Genomic DNA, 19640 nt, shown 5'->3' with positions numbered 1-19640 from the left:
CCGCGACCCGGCCGGAGCGGGGTCGTGGCGTTTGCGTCTTGGTCGGGGAAGCCGCATGGCGAGCCATGCGGCGCGGCCTTGCTGGGCTTACTTGGCGGATTGCAGATCGGCGATGGCGGCGTCGAGGCGCTTCAGGCCCTCGGCGATGTCCGCATCGCTGATCACCAGCGACGGCGCCAGGCGCAGCACGCTCAGGCCCGCCACCAGAATCATCAGCTGCTGCTTCTCGGCAGCCTTCAGGAATTCGCGCGCGCGGCCGTTGTATTCGTCGGTCAGCACGCAACCGATCAACAGGCCCTTGCCGCGCACCTGCTTGAACACCTTGTATTTGGCGTTGATCGCCTCCAGGCCGGCCACCAGGCGCTTGTGGCGCGCCTCGACGCCGGCGAGCACCTCGGGGGAGCTAACGATGGACACCACTTTGTGGGCCACCGCACAGGCCAGCGGGTTGCCGCCGTAAGTGGAGCCGTGGCTGCCGATGCCGAAGCTCTTGGCCACTTTCTCGGTGGTCAGCATCGCGCCGATCGGGAAGCCGCCGCCGATGCCCTTGGCCGAGGACAGGATGTCGGGCGTCACGCCGTACTGCTGGTAGGCGTACAGTGCGCCGGTGCGGCCCATGCCGCTTTGCACTTCGTCAAAGATCAGCAGCGCGTTGTGCTGGTCGCACAGCTCGCGCGCGGCCTTCAGGAAAGCCGGATCGGCCGGCAGCACGCCGCTCTCGCCCTGGATGGGCTCGATCACCACCGCGCAAGTGCGGTCGGAAATGGCTGCTTTCAGCGATTCGATATTGTTGAATTCGAAATGATCGATGCCGCCCGGCACCGGGCCGAAGCCTTCGGTGTATTTGGGCTGGCCGCCCACGCTGACGGTGAACAGGGTGCGGCCATGGAAGGAATTGACGCAGGACAGGATCTGGTTCTTGTCCGCGCCGAAGTTGTCATGAGCGTATTTGCGCGCCAGCTTGAACGCGGCCTCGTTGGCCTCGGCGCCGGAGTTGCAGAAGAACACGCGCTCGGCGAAGGTCTTTTCCACCAGCAGGCTGGCCAGCTTCAGCGCCGGCTCATTGGTGAACACGTTGGACACGTGCCACAGCTTGTTCGCCTGCTCGGTCAGCGCGGCCACCAATTCCGGATGGCAATGGCCCAGCGAGTTGACGGCGATGCCGCCGGCCAGATCGACGAATTCGCGGCCGTCCTGGTCCCAGATGCGGGAGCCTTCGCCGCGCACCGGGATGAAGCCGGCCGGGCCGTAGTTGGGGACCATGACCTGGTCGAAATCAGCGCGGGTTACCGAATTGCTCATTGATGGTTTTCCTTCCTTGTTCTGTCGTGCGCCAACGCTTTTTGCGCGCGGCTGTTTTTACATGCTCGATCGATTCTAAAGGAAGCGGACGAGAAGTCACTATCCTGTTTGCGACACTGCCGTACAAAAACCACCCGCCCAAACGCAGTTTTATGTTTGACAATCAGCAATATCCAATTCTCACGCCAGACCTCCCGCCCGCTCGCCACCGCGCGTCGCCAAGCGGAAAAAAAGGCCGGGACGCAGCCAAACATTGAGAACGCCTCCCACCACTTCATTCCGGAACAGTCTACCACCATGCAAAAGCATCGCCGCCCGCCGGCAGCGGCGACGCGCGCCTGGGGCCTAGCCCGCGGGCAGAGCGAACATCGACATCCGTCGCTCAATCCAGGCGAGCAACTCACGGGGCGCGGCCGCCAGCGGACGGCCTGCCTTGACCAGCAGCCTGGCCTTGGCTCCTTGCAGCAGCGGATGGTCGATCGGCACGACGGTCAATTCGCCGGCCAGCAGCTCGCGGTAAGCGGCGAACTCGCCGATCAGCGCGACAAAGTTGTCGGCGGCGACGATGCGCTTAAGCGCGGACAGCGAATTGGTGGTCAGCGCCGGGCGAATCCGGATGCCCTCGGCGAATTCCAGCATCCTGACCGCGTGGCCGATGCCGAACGCCGGCGGCATCAAGGCCAGCGGGTAGGACAGCAGGTCTGCGATGCAGGCGGAACCGCCCCGCTGCGCCAGCGGATGGTCCGGCCGGGCCAGCAGCACGACCGGCTGCGCGGAGCTGGCGCGATATTCGATGTGGGGATGCGCGGGCGGATTGTAGGCCAGGCCGATGTGCGCGCGCCCTTCCGCCACTTCGCGCAGCAGATCGTCGACCGGCCACATCTCCAGCCCGATTTCAAGTTGCGGATATTGCCGGCAGAACGGGGTCAGCACCTCGTCGACCAAGGCGTCGACATACCCTTCGCTGATCGCCAGCCGCACCTGCCCTTGCCGCAGCCCTTTCAGGGCCAGCAACTGGTCTTCCAATTGCTCCTGGTGCGAGCGGCAGCCGCGCCAATATTCCAGCAGATGCGCGGCGGCCTCGGTCGGCCTGACTCCGCGCGCCGCGCGTTCGAACAGTACGGCGTCCAGCTCGTCCTCCAGCAATTTGATCTGGCGCGTGATCACCGACGGCGAGGTGTTGAGGCTGTCGGCCGCGCCGCGTATCGAGCCGTGCCGCAGCACCTCCCGGAAATAGCGCAGCCGTTGTTGATTGATGTCCCGCATGCTCAGGCTCCGGCTTTGTGTTGCTCATGGAGCAACGAAGTGTGCGCATTGTTGCTATTCCTGTGAGATCAGCAAGTTGGCATAGTGAGGCCACCTGCCCGGAGCGCCGGCCGAACGACGCCAGCGCGCAGCGCCGGTCATCCCGCTCCATGGATGCGCGATACCCCACCCAACCACCACAGGTGAAACAAGATGAAAAAAACCATCGACAGCAAGCGCCGCAACCTCCTCGCCGCAATCGCGCTTTCCCTGGCGGGCGCGTTCGCGCTGGCGGAAACAACCAACGCCGCGCCGGACGCCACGGCGATCGCAGCGCAAGCGCTGCCCACCTTCAAAACCATCAGGCAGATCGACGCCGGCGCGCTGAACATCGGCTACGTCGACGAAGGCCCGGCCGACGGCCCGGCTGTCATCCTGCTGCACGGCTGGCCGTACGACATCCACAGCTTCATCGACGTCGTCCCGATGCTGACCCGGTCCGGCTACCGCGTGATCGTGCCATACCTGCGCGGCTACGGCAGCACGCGCTTTCGCGACGCAGGCGCCGTGCGCAACGGCCAGCCGGCGGCGCTGGCTTCCGACGTCGTCGCGTTGATGGACGCGCTGAAGATAGACAAGGCCATCCTCGCCGGCTACGACTGGGGCGCGCGCTCCGCCGACATCGTCGCCGCGCTGTGGCCGCAGCGGGTGAAGGGGCTGGTTGCCGTCAGCGGCTACCTGATAGGCAGCCAGGAAGCCGGCAAGCAACCGTTGCCGCCCAAGGCCGAGCTGCAATGGTGGTACCAGTTCTACTTCGCCACCGAGCGCGGCCGCGCCGGCTACGACAAGAACCATCGCGATTTCGCCAGGCTGATCTGGCAAACCGCCTCGCCGCGGTGGCATTTCGACGACGCCGTCTTCGAGCGCAGCGCCGCGGCGCTGGACAACCCGGACCACGTCGCCGTCACTCTCTACAACTATCGCTGGCGCCTGGGCCTGGAAACCGGCGAAGCCAAGTACGCCGACTGGGAAGCGCGCCTGGCCACCTTCCCCGCCATCGCGGTGCCGACCATCACCATGGAGGGCGACGCCAACGGCGCGCCGCACCCCGAGCCGGCCGCGTACGCCAAGCGCTTCACCGGCAAGTACAAGCACCTGCTGATCCGCGGCGGCGTGGGACACAACCTGCCGCAGGAAGCGCCGCGCGCCTTCGCCGATGCGATGATCGAGGTCGATCACCTCTGAGCGAGACGCCGCCGATGACCGACAACAACCCTGTCAACGCATGGCCATGACTGGCCGACGTGACCTTAAGCCTGCGCGCTCAGCGGCGTGGCGAAGCCGACCGCCCGCACCAAAGAAAACGGCGGACCAGCAGGCCCGCCGTCTCTTGCCAAGCACACCAGGCATTCACCGGATGCGTCCGGCTCTCAAACCGCGGGCCAGCGTCTTGCCCGCGCACCCTGCCGCTCACTGCCCGGACACGGTCTCCACCCTGCCGGCGCGGCGGCCGTCCTGGGTGATGCCACGCCAGTAGCGCGCCTGCACCTGCTGGCCCGGCTGGTAGGTTTGCCAGCCATGGCCGTCGCTCGAGTACTGCAGCCGCGCGCCTGGCCATTCGGTCGTCACCGACACGCCGCCGGAACCCGGCAGCACCGCCGGCATCGACACCCGGTAGCCTATGCCGGCGCGCTCCAGCTTGGGCGCCTCGCGCCAGCCCAGCACCGCGGCGAACTGCTGCCAGTCGGCGTTCAGCGCCGCCTTGTCCACCAGTTTGGTGACGCCCAGTTGATAGGTTTCGCCCGCCTTGTACGGCCGTTCCCACCCCGCCTTGTGCCAGGCGCGCTCGGCCAACGCCAGCAGGCGCGGGTAGACCATGGCTTCGAACTCGGCGTCGGTGCGCATCACCTCGGTCCAGGCCTGGCCCTGGATGCCGGCGTATTGCGCCGGCGCGGCGGTGCTGGTCACCGCGAACGGCTGGCCCTGGCGGTCCGGCATCACTTCGGCGTTTTGCGGCAGGTTGTCCGGCGCGAAGCTGAACACCTTGTAGCTGTCGGTGTCGCGCGAGGCCCAGTAATAGCCGTGCTCGCGCGGGTTCAGCTCGTAGGGGAAGTCGAAGTACAGGTAGTCCGGCAGCGCCAGCACGGTCTTGAAGCCCTTGGCGGCGTAGCCGCTGGCCGCCTGCGCCGCGCCCCAGTACAGCGTGTCCCATTCGGTGACCATGGTGTTGCGGGTGGCGAAATCGGACGCGCCGCCGGAGCCGGCCACGCCGTCCTGCCAGGCCGCCATCGTCGGGATGCCCTGGGCGGAGACGATGCGGCTGGCCTCGCGCGCGAAGCGCAGCGGCAGCTCGTCCACGCTCTTCAATTTACCCTTGGCGATCTGCGCCTGGCAGGCCGGCGAACGGCCCCAGGGCTTGTCCTGCTGCGCCATATTGACCTTGCCCTTGCCCGGATCGCTGCCGCTGGCGTCCTGGAAGCCGGAGCCCAGCAGGATGTTCTTGGCCTCGTCGCCGCCGAAGTGCCAGGTCTGCAGCGGCTGGCCGGCCTCTCGGTGCATCTGCGCCACCTCGGACACCAGCTTGGACACGAAGCGGCCGCTGCCCGGCACGCAGGGATTGAGATAGGTGCGGCGGTCGTAGAACTGCACCGACAGCGTATTGGACTGGTCTTGCGGGTCCAGCAGCCGGTATTCGGACGCCGCCTGCGGCTGGCCTTGCGCGATCAGCTTGCGGTAGCGCGCCTCCATCGACACCACCGCGGCGCGGGCGTGCGCCGGCATGTCGAACTCCGGGATCACCTCGATGAAACGGGCCTGAGCATAGCTCACCAGCGCGATGTAGTCGGCGCGGGAGAGATAGCCGCCGCCGGACTGGTTGGCCGGCCCGGAGCCCAGCTGCGGCACCAGGCACTGGGTTTCGCTCAAGTCGTGGCAGCGGCGCGCGCCGACCTCGGTCAGCTCCGGCAGTCCGGGAATCTGCAAGCGCCAGCCCTCGTCGTCGGACAGGTGCAGGTGCAGCTTGTTGAGCTTGTAGGCGGCCATCTGGTCTATCAGGCGGCGCACCGTGGCCGGCTGCTTGAAGTTGCGCGCCAGGTCGGCCATGAAGCCGCGGTGGGCGTAGCGCGGCGCATCTTCCACCGTCATCCAGCGCACCTGGCCGCCGCCCTGCGGCAGCAGGCCCAGCAGCGTCTGCACGCCGTAGAACACGCCGGCGGCGTCGAAGCCTTCCACCTTCACGCCCTGCTGGCCGATCAGCAGCCGGTAGCCGCCGGGCACGGCGATGTCGGCCGGCAGCTTGGCGCCGACCACGCCGCCCTCCACCCGCGTGCCGCCCGCGCGCAGCTCCAGCTGCGCCGCGCGCCCGGCCAGCGCGTCCTGCTGCGCCGGGCTGACGCCGGACAGGTTCAGGCTGACGCCGCGCACCAAGAGCTCGCCGCCGCCCAGCTGCTGACGCCGCACCGCAGGGATGGTCCGGTTGGCCGCCTGCGCCGCCGACAGCTGCGTCCCGCGCAGGCTGAAGGCGCGGTAACGCTGCTCCGGCGTGGCCAGCGGCCGCAGCTCGCCGGCCGGGTTTTTCCAGTTGTCGCCGCTCAAGGGCAGCAAATAGCTGGCCTCGTCGCTGCTGTCATGCCGCAGCAACGCCGGCGGCTGGCCGTCCACCGTCACGTAGGGGCGCGGCAGCACGTCGCTTTCCTGCAGGATCCAGTATTCGTCTATCAGCGGCAGCTCCAGCTTCTGCCCCGGCGCCAGGCCCTGGAAGGCGGCGGTGGGGGTGATCTGGTACAGGTCGCCGGTGATGTGGCGGAGGGTGAACTGCGGCGTGTCCAGCTTCAGGATGCGGCGGATGCTGTGCAGATACAGGTTCCAGCCGCCGCCGGCCGGCACCGCCTGCCCGCCCTTGTTTTCCAGGATCAGCCGCCCCTTCAGGCAGGATGCCCAGTCCGCCCCCAGGTCGGCGCACGGCGCGCCGGCGGCCGCGCCCTTGTTGCTGTCCACCGCAATTTTCAGCGACAGGCTCTGCCCCAGCGCCGCCGCATCCGGCGCGGCCCACGCCCACGCCGACAAGGCGGCCAGCACGGCCGCGCCCAGCAATCGCTTCACGTTCATCGTCCACTCCCTTGCATATCCACCATGGCATTCCGGGCTTGCCTGCCCGAGCCGCCGCCCTCGCCCGCGATGCGAACGGAATTGGTATTTAATTGGTATTCACAGTAGCGCGCAAGCGGTACTGCCAATTAGGACTGCTGCAATGCAAACTTTGCGCAACAGGCTTGCGGAAATGGCACAGAAGTCCAAACCAAGCGCCATGGCCACGCAACATGATGAAATTTAAAGCCAATTCCATGTCGCCGCGTTCCAGCCAGCCATCGCGGATGCGCCGTCCGCCTTCTCGCCGCTCCATTCGCCTGAAATAAAAACGATTCCTATTTGTGTTCTCATTAAGTCGATGTAATAATGGTTAGCTCAATTGACATTCATTGCGCAAATCTAATCCGACGCCATGATCGGAACGGCTTGCGATGCGCCAGCCAGCTTGCCAATTGGATATGCGTTCCGTGATGAACACTCTGGGTATGACCAACACAATGAAAAACAAGCGCTCCCCGCACCTCGCGCGCCCGGCCTTCCGCCTGGCCATGCTGTCCGCCGCCGTCGGCGCCCTCTACCTGCCCGCCGCGCACGCCGCCGAAGCCGTGCTGCCCTCGGTGGTGGTGACCGCCACCGGCTACGAGCAGAAAATCAAGGAAGCCCCGGCCAGCATTTCGGTGATCACCCGCGAAGAGCTGGAAAAGAAACCGTTCACCAACCTGGCCGACGCGATCCAGGATCTGGAAGGCGTCAACATCAACGGCTCCGGCCCCGCCGACAAGGACATCTCCATCCGCGGCATGCCCGGCGAATACACATTGATCTTGGTGGACGGCCGCCGCCAGAACACCCGCGAGGCCCGCAGCCGTGGCACCGGCGGTTTCCAGCAGTACCAGATCCCGCCGATGGAGGCGATCGAGCGCATCGAAGTGGTGCGCGGCCCGATGTCGTCGCTGTACGGCTCCGACGCGATGGGCGGCGTGGTCAACATCATCACCCGCAAATCGCCCAAGGAATGGCACGGTTCGATGACGCTGGGCGGCACCATCACCGAGCACGCCGATGAAGGCAACACCGGCCAGAGCAGCTTCTGGGTCGGCGGCCCGCTGGTGAAAGACCTGCTGTCGCTGCAACTGTACGGCGCGCTGAACAATCAGGCGGAAGATAATATTTACTACGCCCGAAGCCGCGATGGCGGCAAAGATGCCGCCCATCTGGGCGACTTCAACGCCAAGCTGAGCTTTACCCCGAACAAAGATCATGAGATCACCTTCGAGGCCGGCCACAATGAATTGCGCAAAACCACGACGCCGGGCAAAACCCTCGCCCTCACATCCGACAAATATGATCAATTGGACCAGCGAGACCACTGGAGCCTGAGCCACAACGGCAAGTACGGCATCGTGCGCTCGAATCTGGCGCTCTATCAGGAAATCGAAAAATCCAGTTCCGACACAAACAATATCAACGACGGCACGGATCTGAAGATTACCAATACTACGCTGGATGGCCAGCTGTCCTTCCTGTTCGATCGCCACACGCTGAAGATCGGTACACAGGTCGGCCAACAAGTGGGTTCCAGCCTGCGAGCCCAGGAAGCGCTGAAACCGCCGTTCAAATATGTCGGCACGCAGAACCCGGATAAGGTCACCGTAAATACCTGGGCACTGTTCGCCGAGGATACCTATGACCTTACCGACAGCCTGAAATTGACTGGCGGTGGCCGCCTTGACCATCACAGCGTGTTCGGCAGCCACTTCACGCCGCGTCTGTACCTGGTCGAGCAACTGAACTCGCAATGGACTTTGAAAGGCGGCGTCGGCAAGGGCTTCAAGGCCCCGACCATACGCCAGAGCACCGACGGTTACTGCATGCGCACCGGCAGCCAGGTGGAAACCGGCCTGCTGTGCGGCAATTCCAATCTGAAGCCGGAAGAAAGCACCTCCTACGAGGCCAGCCTGCACTTCGACAACAACCAAGACCTGAGCGCCAACGCCACGCTGTTCTACAACGACTTCAAGAACAAAGTGGTCAGCTACGGCACCGACCAGTTCACCAATCAGCTGATCGCAAAGGGCAAACCGGCGCGCGTCTATGTTTACGGCAATGTCGACTCGGTGAACATCCGCGGCCTGGAGCTCTCCGGCAACTGGACGTTCGCGCCACGCTGGACCGTATCCGGCAACTACACCTACACCAAGTCCAAACGCCACGGCGGCAAGGAAACCAGCTACTCCGGCCAGTCGCTGGAAGGCATGCCGCTGGACAAGACGCCGGAGCACGCCGGCAACGTCAAGCTGGCCTGGAACCCGGTGGAGAAGCTTGACCTCTATACCCGCCTGAACTTCGAAGGCAAGCAGTACTACACCGGCTTCCGCAACGGCGCCAACGTCGCCCGCACCCGCGGCGGCTCCAGCACCTGGGACCTGGGCGGCACTTACCGCATCAACAAGACCTTCGACGTCAATTTCGCTGTGTTCAACGTCGGCGACCGCAAGGTGGCCATCGACGACCGCGCCCGCGATGGCGGCCTGGACGGCAACTGGATGGTCGACGAGGGCCGCCGCTATTGGCTGACCCTGACCGGCAAGTTCTAAACCCCGCGCTCCCCGTCCGCTCCTCGAAAGCGGGTGGGAAGCCACGCACGGCAGTTGCCGGACCCCCTTGGTCCGCCAACTGCCTGTTCCCGTTTAAAAGAATGGAGCAAACATCATGCTGAGCAGCCGCGCTTCCCTCACCACCGCCCACGCCGACAAGGTGCTGTACAAGCTGTGCAAGCACTACGCGCTGAAAGTGCCGGTGGATTTCGACACCGAGCGCGCCCATGTGCAATTCCCCATCGGCACCTGCGACATCCAGCGCTCGGGCGACACGCTGGACATGGTGTGCGCGGCGGACGCCGCCGACAAGCTGGCCAAGATCGAATTCATCATGGACGAGCACCTGGGCCTGATGGCCAAGCAGCCGGAACTCAAGCTCGACTGGCAAAAGTAAAGGACGCCCGATGAAAACCCGATTCTCCCGCCTGCTGGCCGCCGCGCTGATCGCAGCCGCCGCGCTGTCGGCCCAGGCCGCCGCCGTCACCGACATCGCCGGCCGCAAAGTGGAAGTGCCGGCCAAGGTGAACCGCATCCTGCTGGGCGAAGGCCGGCTGTTCTATTCCTTGGCGCTGCTGGAAGGCAAGCAGCCGCTGGCCCGCATCGCCGGCTGGCAGGGCGATTTCCGCCAGCTGGACCCGCAGACCTACGCCCAGTACAAGAAACGCTTTCCCGAGATCGACCGCATCCCGCTGATCGGCCAGACCAGCGAAAACTCGGTCAGCGCCGAAAAGGTGCTGACGCTGAAGCCGGACATCGCCATCTTCAGCATCTCCGGCCACGGCCCGGGCCTGAACAACCCCATCGTCCAGCAGCTGCAAGCGGCCAAGGTGCCGGTGGTGTTCGTCGATTTCCGCAACGCGCCGCTGGAGCACACCGTGCCCAGCCTGCGCATCATGGGCAAGGCGCTGCAGCGCGAGGCCGAAGCCGAGCGCTTCATCCGCTTCTACCAAAGCCGGATCGACGCCATCCGCAACACGGTGGCCGCCATCCCGGCGCAGCAGAAACCCAAGGTCTTCCTCGATCTGCGCGCCGCCGCCTTCCCCAATGTGACCAGCGCCGGCAAGGGCAGCCTGGGCGAGCTGGTGGACGCCGCCGGCGGCGTCAATATCGGCGACAAGCTGATTCCCGGCGCGGTGGGCGAGGTGAACATGGAGCACGTGCTGGCCGCCAGGCCAGACTGGTACATCGGCACCGGCAGCGCCGACGCGGCCGACAAGATCGGCGTCCAGTTCGGCGCCGACATCTCGCCGGCCCAGGCCCGGGCATCGCTGGCCCGCGCCGCCGCGCGCAAGCCGGTGAGCGCGCTCGCCGCCGTGCGCGACGGCCGCACTTTCGGCGCCTGGCACCACTTCTACAACACGCCCTACCACATCGTGCTGCTGGAAGCCTTCGCCAAGACGCTGCAGCCGGCGCGCTTCGCCAAGCTGGACCCCGACGCCAGCTGGCAGCAGCTGCACCGCGACTTCCTGGCGATCCCGCCGCAGGGCACCTACTGGGTCAAGGGAGGCAAATGAACGACTCCGCCCTGCCCCCGCTCACCGCCGCCGCGGTGAGCGGCGACTACCGCCGCGCGCTGCTGCGCCGGCTGCTGCTGGTGGCCGGCCTGCTGGCGCTGCTGTCGCTGTCGCTGTCGCTGGACGTCACCACCGGCGCCAGCGGCATGCCGCTGGCCGAGTTCTGGCGCACGCTGCTGGAGCCGTCCGCCGCCGACCCGGCCACCGCCGTCATCGTCTGGGACATCCGCCTGCCCTACGCGCTGATCGCCGTCGGCGCCGGCCTGGCGCTGGGCCTGGCCGGCGCCGAGATGCAGACGGTGCTGCACAATCCGCTGGCCGATCCGTTCACGCTGGGCCTGCAGCCGGCCGCCGCCTTCGGCGCGGCGCTGGCGCTGCTGCTGGGCTTCAGCCTGCCCGGCGTGCCGGCGTCGTGGATGCTGCCGGTCAACGCCTTCGTGTTCGCGCTGGGCTCGGCGCTGCTGCTGGACCTGGTGGCGCGCTGGACGCGGATGGCCGCCAGCGGCGTGGTGCTGTTCGGCATCGCGCTGTTCTTCAGCTTCAACGCCTTGGTGTCGCTGCTGCAATTCGTCTCCACCGCCGACGCGCTGCAGGATCTGGTGTTCTGGCTGATGGGCAGCCTGTCACGCGCCGACTGGCCAAAGATCGGCCTGATCTTCGCCGCCTTCGCGCTGATCCTGCCGTGGTCGCTGGCCAACGCCTGGCGGCTGACCGCGCTGCGCCTCGGCGAGGACCGCGCCGCCAGCTTCGGCATCGACGTGCGCCGGCTGCGGCTGACCGCCCTGCTGCGCGCCAGCCTGCTCACCTCGCTGGCGGTGGCCTTCGTCGGCACCATCGGCTTCATCGGCCTGATCGCGCCGCACATCGCCCGCCGGCTGGTGGGCGAGGACCACCGCTTCTACCTGCCGGTGAGCGCGCTGACCGGCGCGGCCATCCTGTCCATGGCCTCGGTGGTGACCAAGAACCTGATTCCCGGCGTCATCGTGCCGGTGGGCATCGTCACCGCGCTGGTGGGCATTCCCTTCTTCATCGTCATCGTCTTGCGCAACGGAGGCCGGACATGAGCGAGCAGCTGTCCATCGAAAACCTGTCGGTCAGCTACGGCAAGCGCCGCGTCATCGACAAGCTGTCCGTCCCCTGTATGCGGGCGGGCGAGGTCACCGCTCTGCTCGGCCCCAACGGCAGCGGCAAGTCCACCCTGCTGCGCGCGCTGGCCGGCCTGCAGGGCGGCGACGGCCTGGTCCGCCTGCGCGGCCGCCCGCTCAGCCGCCAGCGCGGCGAGGTGGCCTACCTGCCGCAGACGCTGCCGCCCTGCGTGCATCTGACGGTGTTCGAATCGCTGATGGTGGCCGGCCAGGCCACCGCCGCCGGCCTGTTCCGCCGCCACGACGACCAGCAGGTGTTCGCGCTGCTGCAATCGCTGGGCATCGACCACCTGGCGCTGCATTTTCTCGACCAGCTCTCCGGCGGCCAGCGCCAGCTGGTAGGCATCGCCCAGGCGCTGATACGCGAGCCGGCGGTGCTGCTGCTGGACGAGCCGCTGTCGGCGCTGGACCTGAATTACCAGTTCCACGTGATGGACCTGCTGCGGCGCGAAACCCGCCGCCGCGGCATGGTGACGGTGATCGTGCTGCACGACCTGAACGTGGCGCTGCGCCACACCGACCGGGTGCTGATGCTGAAGGCCGGCAAGCTGCTGGCCAACGGCGGCCCGGACCAAGTGATAGACGCCGGCACGCTGCGCGCGGTGTACGGCGTGAACGGCCGGGTGGAGCGCTGCACGCAGGGCGTGCCCCACGTGCTGGTGGACGGCCTGGCCGCAGGCTGAGCGCCGCGGCGGGGCGGCGCTCGCCGTCCCGCCCGATTGAAATCTTCACTCCCTCGCAAGAATGCGATTGAAATTGATATTCAATCGCATTTATGATGTCAGCCTCCGCTCAGGAGCCGCCCAGGCGGCCAAAACCAATAACAGGCAGACATCCTCATGACCGAGATCCCCACGCGCCTTCCCGTCAGCTACGCCCAGCACGGCATCTGGATGGGCCAGCAACTGGCCCCCGACAATCCCGGCTACTGGACCGCGGAAGCCATCGAACTCAAAGGCCCGCTGGACGCCGGCATCCTGCGCGCCTGCGCCGCCGAAACCCTCGCCCACTGCCCGGCGCTGAACATGCGCTTCGAATTCGACGGCGAGACGCTGTGGCAGCGCCCGCAATCCCGCTCGTCCCAGTCCCAGCCCCTGCCCTGGCACGACCTGAGCGGCGAAGCCGATCCGGAAGCCGCGGCAGAGGCCTGGATGCGCCGCGCGCTGGCCCACCCCTGCAACCCGGCCGCCGATCCGCTCTACCGCAGCGCGCTGCTGCAGCTGGGGCCGCGCCATTTCCTGTGGTATGTGCAAACGCATCACATCGCGCTGGACGGCTTCGCCTACGGCCTGCTGGCCAAGGTGGTGGCCGCGCGCTACAACGCCGCGCTGCGCGGACAGGACGCCCCTCCGCTGCCGGACTGGCGGCTGGAGCCGGTGCTGGCGGAAGACCAGGCCTACCAGGCGTCGGAACAGCGCGGGCGGGACCAGGCCTTCTGGACCGCGCGGCAGCAAGCCTTCCCCGCCGCCGCCACGCTGGCGCCGCCGCAGCCGCTGGCCAATGGCGTGCGCAAGGCCAGCCGGCTGCTGGCCCAGGGCCAGATCGACGCCTGGCAGCGCGCGGCCCAGGCCTGCGGCGTCAACTGGGCGGCCTGGACCGCGGCGGCGGTATCGGCCTGGCTGGCGCGGCACTGCGGGCAGCGCGCGATCACGCTGGGCCTGCCGGTGATGAACCGCATGGGCTCGGCCGCGCTCGGCGTGCCCTGCATGGCGATGAACATCGCGCCGCTCAGCCTGCGGCTGGATCCGGCCAGCAGCCTGGGAGAACTCGCGCGCCAGGCCGCCGACGGCCTGCGCGGCATCCGCCCCCACCAGCGCTACCGCTACGAATGGCTGCGCGGCGACCTGGGCCGGCTGGATGGCCGCCAGCGGCTGTTCGGCCCGGTGCTCAACCTGATGCCCTTCGACCGCCACGCGCCGTTCGACGGGCTGGAAAGCCGCATCCGCCCGGTCAGCTCCGGCCCGGTGGAAGACCTGTCCATCAACATCAACCTGCTCAACACCGAGTGGCGGCTGAGCCTGGAAGCCCATCCGGACGCCTATCCGGCCGAGCGGCTGGACGCGCTGTGGCGCGATCTGCCGCAGTGGCTGGACGCGCTGGCCCAGGCCGAGCCGGACACGCCGCTGGCGCGATTGCTGCCTGAATTGCCCCCGCTGTCCATCCTCGCAGGCCCGGCGCTGGAGCAGCCCGCCATCCCGGTGATGGAACGGCTGGCCGCGCTGGCCGGTTCCCAGCCCGACGCGGCCGCGCTGGAAGGCGAAGGACTGTCCCTCAGCTACCGCCAGCTGCTGGAACGGGCGCGCGCCCTGGCCGGCCGGCTGAAAGCCCATGGCCTGGAGGACGGCGACCGCGTCGCCATCCTGCTGCCGCGCTCGGTGGACGCCATTGTCGCCATCCTGGGCACCTTGTGGGCCGGCGGCTGCTACGTCCCGCTCGATCCGCAGGGCCCGGCCGCCCGCCTGGCCATGGTGCTGGACGACGCCCGCCCCAGGCTGGCGCTGACCCGCCGCCGCTGGGCCGAGCTATGCGGCGAGCTGCCGGCGCTGTGCCTGGACGAAGCCCCGGCCGACGACGCGCCGCGGCTGGAGCGCTGCGCGGCCGGCATCGACAGCCCGGCCTACCTGCTCTACACCTCCGGCTCCACCGGCAAGCCCAACGGCGTGCTGGTCGGCCACCGCGCGCTGGCGCATTTCGTCTCCAGCGCCGGCCAGCTCTACCGCGTCCGGACCGGCGAGCGCATCCTGCAGTTCGCGCCGCTGCACTTCGACGCCAGCATCGAGGAAATCTTCCTGGCGCTGTGCCATGGCGGCACGCTGGCGCTGCGCGACGACGCGATGCTGGAATCCATGCCGGCCTTCGCCGACGCCGTGGCGCGGCTGCGGATAGACGTGCTGGACCTGCCCACCGCCTTCTGGCACGAGTTGGCCTACGCGCTGACGCCGGAGCTGGCCGCCCGGCTGTCCCGCGTCCGCCTCGCCATCATCGGCGGCGAAGCCGCGCTGCCCGAGCGCGCGCGCCGCTGGCGCGAACTGCTGCCAACCGCCACGCTGCTCAACAGCTACGGCCCCACCGAGGCCTCCATCATCGCCACCGGCGCCGCGCTGGCGGGGCCGGACGCGGTGTGGGACGGCAACGAGGACATCCCCATCGGCCTGCCCCGCCCCGGCGTGGACGCCGCCATCGTCGACGCCGGCCTGCGGCCGGTGGCGCAGGGCGAGGAAGGCGAGCTGTGCCTGCTGGGCGACGCGCTGGCCATCGGCTACCTGGGCCGCGACGAACTGACCGCCCGCCGCTTCGTGACGTTGGACGCGCTGCCCGGCGCGCCGCGCGCCTACCGCACCGGCGACCGCGCGGTCTGGCGCGGCGGCCAGTTGCGCTTCCTCGGCCGGCTGGACCAGGAGCTGAAGATCAGCGGCCTGCGCATCGACCCGGCCGAAGTGGAAAACGCGCTGCTCGCCTGCCCCGGCGTGCGCGAAGCCGCCGTGATCGGCCTGCCGCTGGCCGGCGGCGGCTACGCGCTGGCAGCCTTCCTCGCCGCCGACGCGGAACCGGACGCCGGCGCGCTGCGCCGCCAACTGGCCGAACGGCTGCCCGCCGCCGCCATTCCCGACCGCTGGCAATGGCTGGAGCAGCTGCCGCGCAACGTCAACGGCAAGATAGACCGCAAGCAGCTGGCCGCCCTGGGCGACGCGCCAGGCCAAGGCGCGTCCCAGGCCGCCGAGGCGACGCCGCTGGAGCGGCAGATCATGGAAGTGTGGAGCCAGGCGCTGGGCCGCATGCCGGAAGGGCCGCACGCCAACTTCTTCGCCATGGGCGGCAAGTCGCTGCAAGCGATCCAGGCCGCCAACCGGCTGGCCCAGCGGCTGCAGCGCGAAATCGCCGTATCGGCGCTGTTCAGCTACAACACCGTATCCGCGCTGGCGCAAGCCTTGAACGCGCCAGCCGCCCACCGCCCGCCCGCGGCGAGCCAGGGCGGCGAGTTCGCGCCGCTGCTGACCATCCAGCCGGGCGCGCTGCCGGCGCTGTTCTGCCTGCACCCGGCGGAAGGCCTGTCCTGGTGCTACCTGGGGCTGGCGCGCCACCTGCCGGACACCGCGATCTACGGCCTGCAGGCCACCGGCATCCAGGGCGAGCCGCCCGTCAGCTTCGACGCGATGGTGGCCGACTACGTCGCCCGCGTCCGCGCCATCCAGCCGCAGGGCCCGTACCGGCTGCTGGGCTGGTCGCTGGGCGGCGCGCTGGCGCAGGCGATGGCCGCCGCGCTCGCCGACGCCGGCGAGCCGGTGGAGCTGGTGGCATTGATGGACAGCTACCCGGTCAGCAGCTGGCATGGCCGGCCCGAGCCTACGCTGCACGACGCGCTGGTGACGGTGCTCAGCGTCAACGGCGAAGTGGACGCCGACGCCGACGGCCTGCCGCTGGACAACGACGCCATCTACCAGCGACTGCTGCGCCCCGGCAGCCCGCTGGCGCCGCTGGGCCGGGAGGCGCTGGAAAAGCTGGGCCAGGCCTCGCTGCACGGCATGCGCCTGTTCCGCGGCAGCCGCACGCCGGTCTACCGGGGCGACATGCTGCTGTTCCGCGCCGGCCGCCATCCCGAAGACGCCCCGACGCCGGCCGACTGGCAGCCCTATCTGCAGGGCCGGCTGGACTGCGTGGAGCTGGATTGCGACCACTTCGGCATGAGCGATCCGGAGCCGATGCGCCGCATAGGCGAAGAGCTGTCCAGACGTCTGCGCAGAACGTGACATGGCTTTATCGGGCGCGCATGGCTTGCGCGCCCGATAAAGCACATGATTCCCATCATTGTCATTTAATAAATAATTACAACCCTACAAATAGCTATTCATAATATTTTCAATATTTCCCGAGCATGAACAGGGGCATTCAACAATTGACAGGTGATGGCTTTGAATATACATTGAACGATAATTATTATCATTATCATCGGAGCGCAATCATGCACACCGCGTCGGCCCTGACCGGCAACGCCGAAGACGGCGAGTTTTATTTCATGTCGTCCCACCGCAGCCTGAAGGCCGGCGGTGTCCATTCCCGGATCCGCACGCCCGCCCGCGGCGCGCTGGATCCCCGCAGCGCTTTTAGCCTCGAAGTGGCGGAAGCCTTCGCCCGCGCCCGCGCCGGCGGCATCGAATCCCCAGTGCTGATGGGCGCCATCCCCTTCGACATCGACCAGCCTTCCGAATTGTTCATCCCCGCCCGCCATGCCTTCTTCGACCGCGGCGAGCGCCTGCTGGCGGCCGCCCAGCGCGCCGGCGACGGCGGCAAGGTGGTCAGCGCGCGCAGCATTCCGGACGAGCAAGGCTTCAAGGCGGCGGTCAGCCAGGCCATCGAGCAATTCGGCCGCGGCGAGATCCGCAAGGCGGTGCTGTCCCGCGTGCTGGAGGTGGACTTCGAGCGCCCGGTGTCGGCGGAACGGGTGTTCGACGCGGTATGCGCGCAGAATCCCAACGGCTACCAGTTCCAGCTGCCGCTGGCCGACGGCGGCCACCTGGTGGGCGTGAGTCCGGAGCTGCTGCTGCAAAAGGACGGCGCGCGCGTGCGCACCTTCCCGCTGGCCGGCTCCGCCAAGCGCCAGGGCGACCCGGCGGCTGACGCCGCCGCCAGCGCCAAGCTGCTGGATTCGGCGAAGGACCACTACGAGCACAGCCTGGTGATAGACGATATCCGCGACGTGCTGGCGCCCTATTGCTCCCGGCTGGACATCCCCGCCGCGCCGACGCTGCTGGCCACCCGCGCGATGTGGCATCTGGGCTCGCCGATAGACGGCGTGCTCTCCGACCCCTCGCTGCCGATTCTGCAGCTGGCCTGCCGCCTGCATCCGACGCCGGCGATCTGCGGCTTCCCCACCCAGGCTTCGCGCCAACTGATCCGAGAGATCGAGCCGTTCGAGCGCGGCGTGTTCAGCGGCATCGTCGGCTGGTGCGACGAACACGGCAACGGCGAATGGGCGGTGACCATACGCTGCGCCACCGTCGCCCAGCGCCGCGTGCGGCTGTTCGCCGGCGCCGGCATCGTCGCCGCTTCCACGCCGGAAGCGGAATGGGCGGAAACCCAGGCCAAGCTCGGCACCATGCTGGGTGCCTTCGGCCTGTCCGGCCAGGAGGCGGTGGCATGAGCGTCGCCTTCACCCGCTGGCCGGATGACCTGGCCGCGCGCTACCGCGCCGCCGGCTACTGGAACGACCAGCCGATGACCGAGATGCTGGCGCGGCAATGCCGCGAGCGTCCCGACGCGCCCGCCGTGCTGTGCGGCGAGCGCGAGATCAGCTACGCCGAGCTGGACCGCCGCGCGGGCAACCTGGCCGCCTGGCTGCTGGCGCGCGGCGTGGCCCGCCACGACACCGCGCTGGTGCAGCTGCCGAATGTCGCCGAGTTCTACATCGCGTTGTTCGCGCTGTTCAAGATCGGCGCCGCGCCGGTCAACGCGCTGTTCAGCCACCAGAAGCTGGAGCTGTCGGCCTATGCCCGCCAGATCCAGCCCAAGCTGCTGATCGCCGACCGCCGCCATTCGCTGTTCGGCGACGACGCGATGGCGGACGAGCTGGCCGCGATCTCGCCGGCGCTGAGCGTGCGCCTGTTCGCCCACGACGAGCTGGAAACCGTACTGGAGCGCGACTGCGGCGGCCTGCCGGACCAAGCCGGCCCCAGCGCCGCCGACGAAGTGGCGTTCTTCCAGCTGTCCGGCGGCAGCACCGGCACGCCCAAGCTGATTCCGCGCACCCACAACGACTACTTCTACAGCGTGCGCCGCAGCGCCGAGATCTGCGAACTCGGCCCGCATACCCGCTTCCTGTGCGCGCTGCCTGCGCCGCACAACTTCCCGCTCAGCTCGCCGGGCGCGCTCGGCGTGTTCCACGCCGGCGGCGCGGTGGTGCTGGCGCCCAATCCGGAAGCGCTGTCCTGCTTCGCGCTGGTGGAGCGCCACCGGGTGGACATCGCCGCGCTGGTGCCGCCGGCCGTCGCGCTGTGGCTGCAGGCCGCGCCCGGCCGCGAGGCCCAGCTGAAAAGCCTGAAACTGCTGCAGGTCGGCGGCGCCAGCTTCGCCGAAGCCACCGCCCGCCAGGTGCCGGAAGTGCTGGGCTGCAAACTGCAGCAGGTGTTCGGCATGGCCGAGGGCCTGGTCAACTACACCCGCCTGGACGACGGCGATGACATCGTCTATGGCTGCCAGGGCCGGCCGATGAGCGATGCCGACGAGGTGAAGGTGGTGGACGAAGCCGGCCATCCGGTGCCGACCGGCACGCCGGGCATGCTGGCCACCCGCGGTCCCTACACCTTCCGCGGCTACTACCTGGCGCCGGAGCACAACGCCCGCGTGTTCGACAACGAGGGATTCTATTACTCGGGCGACGTGGTGGTGGCCGACGAGCGCGGCTACCTGCGCGTGGTCGGCCGGGTGAAGGACCAGATCAATCGCGGCGGCGAGAAGATCGCCGCCGAGGAAATCGAACACCTGCTGCTGCAACACCCGCACGTGGCCCAGGCCGCGCTGGTGGCGATGCCCGACGCGATGCTGGGCGAGAAGAGCTGCGCCTTCATCGTGCCGCGTGGCGACGGTCTGAAGTCGGTGGCGCTGCGCCGCTTCCTGCGCGAGCAGGGCGTGGCCGACTACAAGCTGCCCGACCGTTTCGAACTGCTAGACACCCTGCCACTGACCCACGTCGGCAAAATAGACAAACAAGCGCTGCGCGGCATGCTGGCCGCCGCGGCCGGAGCCTGAAC

Annotated in this window: 12 protein-coding genes; 9 read left to right on the top strand and 3 right to left on the bottom strand. The window is 68.1% G+C overall.

Annotation, left to right across the window (positions count from 1 at the left end; translation table 11 throughout):
- Nucleotides 1–87 precede the first annotated feature (87 nt).
- Nucleotides 88–1302, bottom strand: coding sequence for an aspartate aminotransferase family protein (locus CV_RS07295; RefSeq protein ID WP_011135048.1), 1215 nt, complete (start codon nt 1300–1302; stop codon nt 88–90).
- A 345-nt stretch (nt 1303–1647) separates the two neighbouring features.
- Complete coding sequence (locus CV_RS07290; protein WP_011135047.1) at nt 1648–2568, bottom strand: LysR family transcriptional regulator; 921 nt, start codon at nt 2566–2568, stop codon at nt 1648–1650.
- A 192-nt stretch (nt 2569–2760) separates the two neighbouring features.
- Between CV_RS07290 and CV_RS07285 the strand changes: the two genes are divergently transcribed.
- Nucleotides 2761–3792, top strand: a complete 1032-nt coding sequence (locus CV_RS07285; RefSeq protein ID WP_011135046.1) for an alpha/beta fold hydrolase — start codon at nt 2761–2763, stop codon at nt 3790–3792.
- Between the two features lie 225 nt (nt 3793–4017).
- Here the strand turns inward: CV_RS07285 and CV_RS07280 are convergent, their stop codons facing one another.
- Entirely contained in the window at nt 4018–6654 is a 2637-nt protein-coding gene (locus CV_RS07280) for a family 20 glycosylhydrolase (protein WP_011135045.1), read from the bottom strand.
- Nucleotides 6655–7133: 479 nt separating this feature from the next.
- Between CV_RS07280 and CV_RS07275 the strand changes: the two genes are divergently transcribed.
- The 8 genes from CV_RS07275 (at nt 7134) to CV_RS07240 (ending at nt 19638) form a co-directional block, all read left to right on the top strand.
- On the top strand, nt 7134–9233 hold the full coding sequence (locus CV_RS07275) for a TonB-dependent receptor domain-containing protein (RefSeq protein WP_011135043.1): 2100 nt from the start codon (nt 7134–7136) through the stop codon (nt 9231–9233).
- 115 nt (nt 9234–9348) lie between these two features.
- Complete coding sequence (locus CV_RS07270) at nt 9349–9630, top strand: DUF2218 domain-containing protein (protein WP_011135042.1); 282 nt, start codon at nt 9349–9351, stop codon at nt 9628–9630.
- A 10-nt stretch (nt 9631–9640) separates the two neighbouring features.
- On the top strand, nt 9641–10750 hold the full coding sequence (locus tag CV_RS07265) for an ABC transporter substrate-binding protein (RefSeq protein WP_011135041.1): 1110 nt from the start codon (nt 9641–9643) through the stop codon (nt 10748–10750).
- Nucleotides 10747–11814, top strand: a complete 1068-nt coding sequence (locus CV_RS07260) for a FecCD family ABC transporter permease (RefSeq protein WP_011135040.1) — start codon at nt 10747–10749, stop codon at nt 11812–11814. The genes CV_RS07265 and CV_RS07260 overlap by 4 nt, the downstream gene beginning before the upstream one ends.
- The gene (locus CV_RS07255; RefSeq protein WP_011135039.1) at nt 11811–12578 is read left to right on the top strand and encodes an ABC transporter ATP-binding protein; all 768 of its coding nucleotides are present in this window, start codon (nt 11811–11813) and stop codon (nt 12576–12578) included. Before CV_RS07260 ends, CV_RS07255 begins: the two co-directional genes overlap by 4 nt.
- 156 nt (nt 12579–12734) lie before the next feature.
- Entirely contained in the window at nt 12735–16643 is a 3909-nt protein-coding gene (locus CV_RS07250) for a non-ribosomal peptide synthetase (protein WP_043595761.1), read from the top strand.
- Nucleotides 16644–16855: 212 nt separating this feature from the next.
- A complete protein-coding gene (locus CV_RS07245; RefSeq protein ID WP_011135037.1) occupies nt 16856–18034 on the top strand; it encodes an isochorismate synthase in 1179 nt (392 codons plus the stop codon).
- Complete coding sequence (locus tag CV_RS07240) at nt 18031–19638, top strand: (2,3-dihydroxybenzoyl)adenylate synthase (protein WP_011135036.1); 1608 nt, start codon at nt 18031–18033, stop codon at nt 19636–19638. The genes CV_RS07245 and CV_RS07240 overlap by 4 nt, the downstream gene beginning before the upstream one ends.
- Nucleotides 19639–19640: the final 2 nt, after the last annotated feature.

Source organism: Chromobacterium violaceum ATCC 12472 (assembly GCF_000007705.1).
Classification (GTDB): domain Bacteria; phylum Pseudomonadota; class Gammaproteobacteria; order Burkholderiales; family Chromobacteriaceae; genus Chromobacterium; species Chromobacterium violaceum.
Note: the sequence above shows the minus strand (reverse complement) of the source record. Positions and strands in the feature narration are given on the sequence as shown.

What these genes read in the sequence shown, in the direction of transcription:
- CV_RS07295 (WP_011135048.1), bottom strand. Translation starts at nt 1,302, where the DNA reads ATGAGCAATTCGGTAACCCGCGCTGATTTCGACCAGGTCATGGTCCCC.
- CV_RS07290 (WP_011135047.1), bottom strand. Translation starts at nt 2,568, where the DNA reads ATGCGGGACATCAATCAACAACGGCTGCGCTATTTCCGGGAGGTGCTG.
- CV_RS07285 (WP_011135046.1), top strand. Translation starts at nt 2,761, where the DNA reads ATGAAAAAAACCATCGACAGCAAGCGCCGCAACCTCCTCGCCGCAATC.
- CV_RS07280 (WP_011135045.1), bottom strand. Translation starts at nt 6,654, where the DNA reads ATGAACGTGAAGCGATTGCTGGGCGCGGCCGTGCTGGCCGCCTTGTCG.
- CV_RS07275 (WP_011135043.1), top strand. Translation starts at nt 7,134, where the DNA reads ATGAAAAACAAGCGCTCCCCGCACCTCGCGCGCCCGGCCTTCCGCCTG.
- CV_RS07270 (WP_011135042.1), top strand. Translation starts at nt 9,349, where the DNA reads ATGCTGAGCAGCCGCGCTTCCCTCACCACCGCCCACGCCGACAAGGTG.
- CV_RS07265 (WP_011135041.1), top strand. Translation starts at nt 9,641, where the DNA reads ATGAAAACCCGATTCTCCCGCCTGCTGGCCGCCGCGCTGATCGCAGCC.
- CV_RS07260 (WP_011135040.1), top strand. Translation starts at nt 10,747, where the DNA reads ATGAACGACTCCGCCCTGCCCCCGCTCACCGCCGCCGCGGTGAGCGGC.
- CV_RS07255 (WP_011135039.1), top strand. Translation starts at nt 11,811, where the DNA reads ATGAGCGAGCAGCTGTCCATCGAAAACCTGTCGGTCAGCTACGGCAAG.
- CV_RS07250 (WP_043595761.1), top strand. Translation starts at nt 12,735, where the DNA reads ATGACCGAGATCCCCACGCGCCTTCCCGTCAGCTACGCCCAGCACGGC.
- CV_RS07245 (WP_011135037.1), top strand. Translation starts at nt 16,856, where the DNA reads ATGCACACCGCGTCGGCCCTGACCGGCAACGCCGAAGACGGCGAGTTT.
- CV_RS07240 (WP_011135036.1), top strand. Translation starts at nt 18,031, where the DNA reads ATGAGCGTCGCCTTCACCCGCTGGCCGGATGACCTGGCCGCGCGCTAC.